General features: G+C 58.4%; 6 protein-coding genes. All 6 read left to right on the forward strand.

The window, feature by feature from the left end:
* Positions 1–8: 8 nt before the first annotated feature.
* Entirely contained in the window at positions 9–1,730 is a 1,722-nt protein-coding gene (locus ACYVRZ_RS08725) for a sensor histidine kinase (RefSeq protein WP_461226239.1), read from the forward strand.
* A gap of 101 nt (positions 1,731–1,831) precedes the next feature.
* Positions 1,832–3,310, forward strand: coding sequence for a response regulator transcription factor (locus tag ACYVRZ_RS08730; protein ID WP_461226232.1), 1,479 nt, complete (start codon positions 1,832–1,834; stop codon positions 3,308–3,310).
* Positions 3,307–3,987: an endonuclease/exonuclease/phosphatase family protein gene (locus ACYVRZ_RS08735; RefSeq protein WP_461226233.1), complete on the forward strand. Its 681-nt coding sequence runs from the start codon at positions 3,307–3,309 to the stop codon at positions 3,985–3,987. Before ACYVRZ_RS08730 ends, ACYVRZ_RS08735 begins: the two co-directional genes overlap by 4 nt.
* A 332-nt stretch (positions 3,988–4,319) precedes the next feature.
* On the forward strand, positions 4,320–5,810 hold the full coding sequence (locus tag ACYVRZ_RS08740; RefSeq protein WP_461226234.1) for an ABC transporter substrate-binding protein: 1,491 nt from the start codon (positions 4,320–4,322) through the stop codon (positions 5,808–5,810).
* A gap of 221 nt (positions 5,811–6,031) precedes the next feature.
* Complete coding sequence (locus tag ACYVRZ_RS08745; protein ID WP_461226235.1) at positions 6,032–6,997, forward strand: ABC transporter permease; 966 nt, start codon at positions 6,032–6,034, stop codon at positions 6,995–6,997.
* A gap of 11 nt (positions 6,998–7,008) precedes the next feature.
* Positions 7,009–7,405, forward strand: a 397-nt coding sequence (locus tag ACYVRZ_RS08750) for an ABC transporter permease family protein (RefSeq protein ID WP_461226236.1), incomplete at its 3' end; no start/stop codon positions are given.

A 7,405-nucleotide genomic window follows, 5' to 3' on the forward strand; every position in this document is an offset into this window, starting at 1 on the left:
AGCGCTTGATGCAGTGGTACACGCTGATTTTGAGCCTGATGGTGATCGGCGTCACCGTGGTCGCCGGTATCATCAGCGTCGACAGCTACAACCAGCAGATTCGCCAGGCCAAAACCTACGCCCGGCAACGCGTGGCCAGCGCCTTGCTGCGCTACCAAGAGGTCACCACCGATTTTGCCCGGCAGCTGGGGGCGGATCAGTCCAACCTCAGCAGCCTCGAGGCGTATTTTTCCCTGTCCGTGCCGGCCTATGCCAACTACGCCTTGGACGCGGCGGATAAGGGCGGCAACTACTTCAACTGGCCGCAGCAGGCCTCCAACTTCTTCATCAACCACGACGAGGTGGACAAGCTCGAACTGGTTTTGACCTCCGGCAAGAACCACTACATGGCCACGCGCGAGCACCGCACCGGCAAGATTTTGCCCAAGGCTCAGGTGTCTGCGGGGGCCTTCGTCGCGCCGCTGATCAACAGCTCCTCGCAGCTGGATTCCGCCGGCACCCTAGGGCTGACCTTCAACGACTCGCGGCTGATTGCCCAGCTGCGCCAGAGCCAAAGCCCGGCCCACATGCAGATTCTCGTGGTCAACGACCGCGGGGCGCTGTTGACCCATTACGCCGATTCCTCGGTGACCGCCGGTGAAAAGGCCGACCTGATGGCGGCGTTCAAGAAAAACAAGCTGGACAGCAACAGCCAGTTCACGCTCACCACTTACGAGGTCGGGGCGGCAACGGTCAACCAGCAGGCCACGATGATTGTGGCCATCAATCGCTCGGGGTTGGCCAACATGATGATCTGGCACATTTTGCCAATCGCTGGCCTCGGGCTGATGGTGCTGCTCTTGCTCGGCACCACGCTATGGATCACCTTCCTGCGCTACCAGCGGCAGTTGAGCACCATCGTGACCACGGTGTCGGCCGTCAGTTCGGGCAACCTCAACGCGCAGGTGCCGATTGTCAGCTCGCACACCGACCTTGCGGAGCTGGCTTCGGGCATCAACACGATGCTGGATGACATCAACCAGTACATCAACACGATTTATAAGCTGCAGATGGCCCAGCAGCAGGCCAGCATGAAGGCCCTGCAGGCGCAGATCAACCCGCACTTCATGTCCAACACGCTCGAGTACATTCGCATGGCGGCGCTTGACGCCGATCAGCCGGACCTCGCGCGGGTGGTGTACAGCTTCGCGGCGCTGTTGCGCAACAACACGGACCTCTCCGCGGTGGCGACGCTTGATTCCGAGCTGACCTTCATCGAAAAGTACATCTACTTGTATCAGGTTCGCTTCCCGGATCGCCTGGCCTACCAGGTCGAGATCGACCCGACGCTGCGCGACCTGGAGATGCCCAAGTTCAGTCTGCAGCCGCTGGTCGAGAACTACTTCGTTCATGGCGTTGACTTTTCGCGCCACGACAACGCGATTTCGATCAAGGCCACCCGTACGGCCTCCGGGGTTCGCATCGTGATTAAGGACAACGGCAAGGGTGTGATTCCCGCCGACTTGGCCCGGCTGAACGTCCGGATGACTGAGCCCCTGGGCAGCGCCCAGCACGAGTCGATCGGGCTGCAAAACGTGTATGCGCGAATGAGCAATTACTTTGGCCCAAGCTTCCGCATGCGCCTGCAGGGCAATGACCAAGGCGGCACCAGCGTGGTGGTCAGCTTCGAGTTCGATCCCTGCACCATGCGCCACAAAGAGGCGCTGCTGCCGACAGGGGATGCCAAATAGGCGGCGTGGCGCCTGCCGCACCTGCCCAACGGGGATACGGCGACCGCAATCCTGCGCCGGCCCCACCAAGGGGCCGTACCCCCTTTGAAAGGAGTCTCTTCATGAAACGTGTGATGGCTGTCGATGATGAATACATGATCCTTCGCGGGATTCCCAAGCTGATTGACTGGCAGGCGCTTGGTTTGACCATCGTCCAGACGGAGCAAAACCCGGTGGCCGCGTTGAATTACCTGCAGCACGAGCCGATTGACATCTTGCTGTCGGACATGAACATGCCCGAGATGGCCGGCCCCGAGTTCCTGGCCGCGGCCCGGCGGCTGCAGCCGAACATGCAGATCATCGTGCTGTCCGGCTACGGCGATTTTGATTACGTCAAGGCCGGCCTCGAGCAGGGGGCCATCAATTACTTGCGCAAGCCGATCGACCCAGACGAGCTGGTCCGGACCCTGCAAAAGGCCTTGCGCCAGCTGGCTCAGCACGACACCGCGGATCAAAACGCGCAGCTGGCCCATCAGGCCCTGACGCGCGAGCTGGTGACCGGCCGCCAAGAGGCCCGCTTCGACCACGCGGCAGAGGGCCTGCAGCTGAACCTGCCGGCGGCGGCCGAGTGGCGACTGCTGGCCATTTTGAACCCGCTGCAACGCACCGCCCTGCAAGAGGACCTGGCGACGCAGCGCGAGGTGGCCGGCTACTTCTCGGAGGGCCAAGACGTGATCGTGCTGTTCACTGGCACGACGATGCAGGTCCGCCAGTTTCTCGATCAGCTGCCGGACAGCGTCGGCCCGACCCGGCGGCCGGTGATCGTGTCACCGGTAATCAAGGATCACCAAGCGATTGCCGATGTGTACCAAAGGGTGCGATGGGCGATCAACCGCCGGTACTTTTTCGCGGTCGCCAACGGCCTGGTGATGCTGCCGGACAAGGAGGCGGGCCAAACCGTCAAGCTGCCGTCGGTGGACACGCTCAAAGGCGAGCTACGCGACATCACCCCAAGCGGGTTGACCGACTGGCTGAAGCGGCGCTTCGATCAGATGGAGCAAGAGGACGCCTCAGTGGAGCTGACGCGCCAGGTGGCCGTGATCATTTTGCTGGCCATGCGGGCGCTGCACCCAAGCTACGAGCTGACCTCGGCCAGTTTTGGCCGCATCAACAACGCGGCGACGGTGGCAGACTTGACGACGGTGTTGCTGGAGACGGCCGCGGCGATGTCGCAGGCGGCCCAAAAGCGCTACTCCCGCAACGTCACCGAGGTGCTGGCGATCATCCAGTCGCGCTTCAAGGAGCCGCTGACGCTGGGTGAAATCGCCGGTGAGCTGCACCTGAGCCCGGTGTATCTGGGTCAGCAGTTCAAAAAAGAGGTGGGCCAAACCGTCGCCCAGTACCTCAACGACTACCGCATCAACCAGGCGATTCAGTTGCTGGAACGGACCGAAATGGACGTCAACGAAATCGCCCATGAGGTGGGGTACCAAACCGCCAGCTACTTCTTCAAGACCTTCAAAAAACAGCTCAACATGAGTCCGGGCGAGTACCGCGAGGTCGCCTTGACCGCGCCGAGCGAAAGTGGGAGCGACCAATGAAATTACGGGTGGCAACATTCAACATTGCAGGTGGCAACGAACCGGACGTGACGGCCATCACGCGGCTGTGCGAGCGCGAACGGCTGGACCTGGTCGGGTTGCAGGAGGTCGATCGCTTCACCAAGCGTGCCGATTACGACATGGCCGCATTGCTGGCCGGTACGACCTTCGACTACCGCTTCGCCGCGGCGATGCCGCTTGACGGCGGGGAGTACGGCATTGCGACGTTGGCCAAGGGCCAGCTGACGGATTCGAGCGTGGTCAGCTACCCGACGCACGGCCTGGAACCGCGGGTCTACCAGCGCAGCGTCTTTGCGGCCGGTGACCGAAAGCTTGCGGTCTATAACACCCACCTGTCCTTTGAGACGCCGCAGCTGCGGCGCCAGCAAGCCGCGGTGCTGATGGCGGCGGTGCAGGCCGACTTGCTGCCGGCCGTTGTGTTCGGGGACTTCAACACCGACCAAAGCCGCAGTGAGTGGACCATGTTCGACCCACTGCGGCGCGTGAACGGCGATCGCGCCTGGTACGATAGCTTCATCGGCCAAGATCAGGCGATGAAGGTGATGAGCATCGACAACATCATGATGTCGCCGAGCCTCAACTACCAAGGGGCCCGACTGGTGCCGACCATCTTGTCCGATCACCGCATGCTCGTGGCCGAGCTGTTACTCGCCTAAAATTTGACCACAACCCAAGGCAGGCGCCGTCACGGTGCCTGCCTTTTTGCGTGGGGCAAAGTCTGGTTTCTGGGCATTGGCTCCCGACTGCTCAAAGGTCGCCGCTGTGACCTTAAATTTGGCAACTAATCTCCATAATTTGGCCAGTCCACGGTGCTTGAAAGCGCTTTATAATGTAAGCGTTAACAAATCTGCACGCGTGCTTTGCCTGCGACGGCAGGCGGGTTTACCATCGCACCATCATAGCTGAATAGCCCGGAGTTTTCGGGTCACCGCATAATTCGTTTTGGTTGTTTGGGGTTCATTCAAATTATGTTCAGGAGGTATTTGTGATGAGAAAGTGGCAAAAGGGTTTGGCTCTGGCAGGAACCGCGGCAGCGGCGCTCGCACTGGTGGCATGTGGCAAGAAGAGCAGCGACGGCTCCGGTTCTAGCAGCGGCAGCAAGGTAACCGTGACCATGTATCGCCCAGGGGACGTCTTGGACAACGACAAGGCCATGATGAAGATCGTCAACAAGGAGATTCAAAAGCAGTACCCGAACGTATCGCTTTCAATCAAGCCGCTCTCTTGGGGCGATTACGGCCAGAAGTTCAACGTGATGCTGACTTCCGGCGACTCGTTTGACCTGGCGTTTTCTTCCGGTAGTTACGTCGACAACGCACAAAAAGGCGCGTTCACCGATTTGACGCCGCTGTTGAAGAAGTACGCCAAGAAGGCCTACGACGCGATCAACCCGGCCTACTGGAAAGGCGTCACGGTCAACGGCAAGATCTACGGCTTCCCGACCAACGCCAACGTTTACTCCCAGGAGACGCTGACCTTCAACGACACGTTCCTGAAGAAGTACAACATCGACGTGTCCAAGGTTAACACGCTGCAGGATGCGACCCCGGCCCTAGCGGCGTTCCACAAGGCCAACCCTGGCGTCGCGGCGTTTGCCATCGGTAAGGGCTACCACGCCCCGGCCTTTGACGCGACGCACAGCTACGAGTACCCGCTGAGCAACGCCTACCCGTTCGTGATCGACCAGACCGGCGAATCGACCAAGGTGGTCAACCCGTACAGCACCGCGACGCTTCAAAAGAACCTGAAGACTCTGCACCAGTGGTACCAGGCCGGTTACATCCCAAAGGACGCAGCGACCTCCAGCACGGCCTACAACCTGCCTGAGGACACTTGGTTCGCACGTGTCGAGACCAACGGCCCATTCGACTACGGGGCAACCGCTTTGAACAACGCCCGGACCAACGGCAAGACCGTGACGGTGCGTCAGATTTCCAAGCCGTACAAGTCCACCTCGGACGCCCAAATGGCGATGTACGTGGTTTCCAAGTCCTCCAAGCACAAGAAGGAAGCCGTTGAGGTCCTCAACGCCATCAACACCAACAAGAAGATCTTGAACACGATGGTCTGGGGGATCGAAGGCAAGCAGTGGGAATTCACCGACAAGGCCAACGAGAAGATCAAGACGCTTCCTGGCTACAAGCAAAAGACCTACTACGGGGCTTGGATGACCGGTAACAACAAGCTGCTTTACACCAAGGATGAAGTGACCGACGCGATGATCAAGGACCGCGACGCCAAGATTGCTGCTGCCAAGCAGTCGGCGGGTCTGGGCTTCGTGCCGGACACCACTTCCGTCAAGACCGAAATGACCAACATCTCCAACGTCATGAGCAAGTACTCCGACATCATCAACACCGGGACGGTTGAGCCGATGGCCGCCATCAAGAAGATGAACGCCGAGCTCAAGGGCGCCGGTTGGGACAAGGTGCAGGCGGAGATCCAAAAGCAGTACGACGAATTCCGCTCGAACAACTAAGCTTTCCGAAAAGGGACTGGAATCTTCCAGTCTCTTTTTACGGATTGCGGTTTGCAAACGCTCTTCTATATATTTGTTAAGTTAATTTACTAACTGAAAAGCGTTTGCTTTTATTTAAAACATTGAATTTGTGAAGTAACACCCATAATTTGGCAAGTCGTTAAACGTGTAAACGCTTTATACTAAATAGTGTAGTCGTGAACCACAAAGGAGGGATGGCAATGCAGACGAAACAGTCCGCCGTCGTCGGGGGTAGCAAGAAGGGCTTCATCGCGAAGGTGAAGAAGAACAGCACGTTTTTCCTGCTGGTCGCACCGGGAACCATTTTCCTGATCATCTTCTTCTACATTCCCGTTTTGGCCAACGTCGTCGCGTTTCAGAATTTCCAATACTCGGACGGGGGCTTCTTATACAGCTTGTTCCACAGCCCGTGGGTCGGTTTACAGAACTTTATTTTCTTCTTCAAGTCCGCGGACTTCGGGCTTGTCCTGCGCAACACCGTGGGTTACAACTTGACCTTCCTGTTGCTCAACTTCTTCTTTGCCATTTTCTTCGGGATCGTCATGAGTCAGATGCGCAACATGAAGCTTCTGCGGGTCTACCAGACCTCCATGCTGTTCCCGTACTTCCTGTCCTGGGCGATTCTGGCCTACTTCCTCTACGCGTTCCTGAGCGCGGATAAGGGGATCATCAACCACATGATCACCGGGGCAGGCGGCACCGCCATCGACTTTTACAACACCCCTTACGTCTGGCCGTTCATCATCGTCTTCATGGGCGTCTGGAAGGGAATCGGCTACAACAGTATTCTGTACTTCGCCACCGCCAGTGGGATCGATCCTTCCTACTACGATGCGGCCATGATGGACGGGGCCAACAAGTGGCAGCAGATTAAAAACGTCACGCTGCCGCACATTCTGCCGATCGCCACGCTGATGCTGATCATCAACATCGGCGGTATCTTCCGGTCGGACTTCGGGCTGTTCTACCTGCTGCCTCGCGCTTCGGGTACGTTGATCAACGTGACGCAGACGTTCGATACCTACGTCTACCGCGCCTTGACCACGACCAACGACATCGGCATGAGCACCGCGACTGGCCTGATCCAGTCGGTGGTCGGCTCGATCATGATCCTCGGTTCTAACGCGATTGTGCGGAAGCTGCAGCCGGATTCGGCACTGTTTTAGGAGGCGATCACATGGCTAAGAAGAAAAAAGTGGTCAGCGCGGTCGACATCCGTAAGTTCAGCGCCGGCACCAACCTGTTTTTCAACATTTTCCTGGGGCTCTTCGCCATCAGCTGTGTGGTCCCATTCATCTTCATCATCATCTTGTCTTTGACCAAGGAATCGGACATCACCCTTTACGGGTACCAGTTCTGGCCGAAGCACTGGACGATTGCCTCGTACGAGTACCTGACCGGGATGGGGGGCCAGGTGGCCAAGTCCTTCCTGGTGACGGTGATCGTCACGGTGGTCGGGACCATCATGAGCTCGACGTTCACGTCGACTTACGCCTACGCGATTTCGCGGCGTGACTTCGACTACAAGAAGTTCTTCACGATTTTCGCCTTGATTTCCATGCTGTTCACGCCAG

Source organism: Lacticaseibacillus suihuaensis (assembly GCF_054785075.1).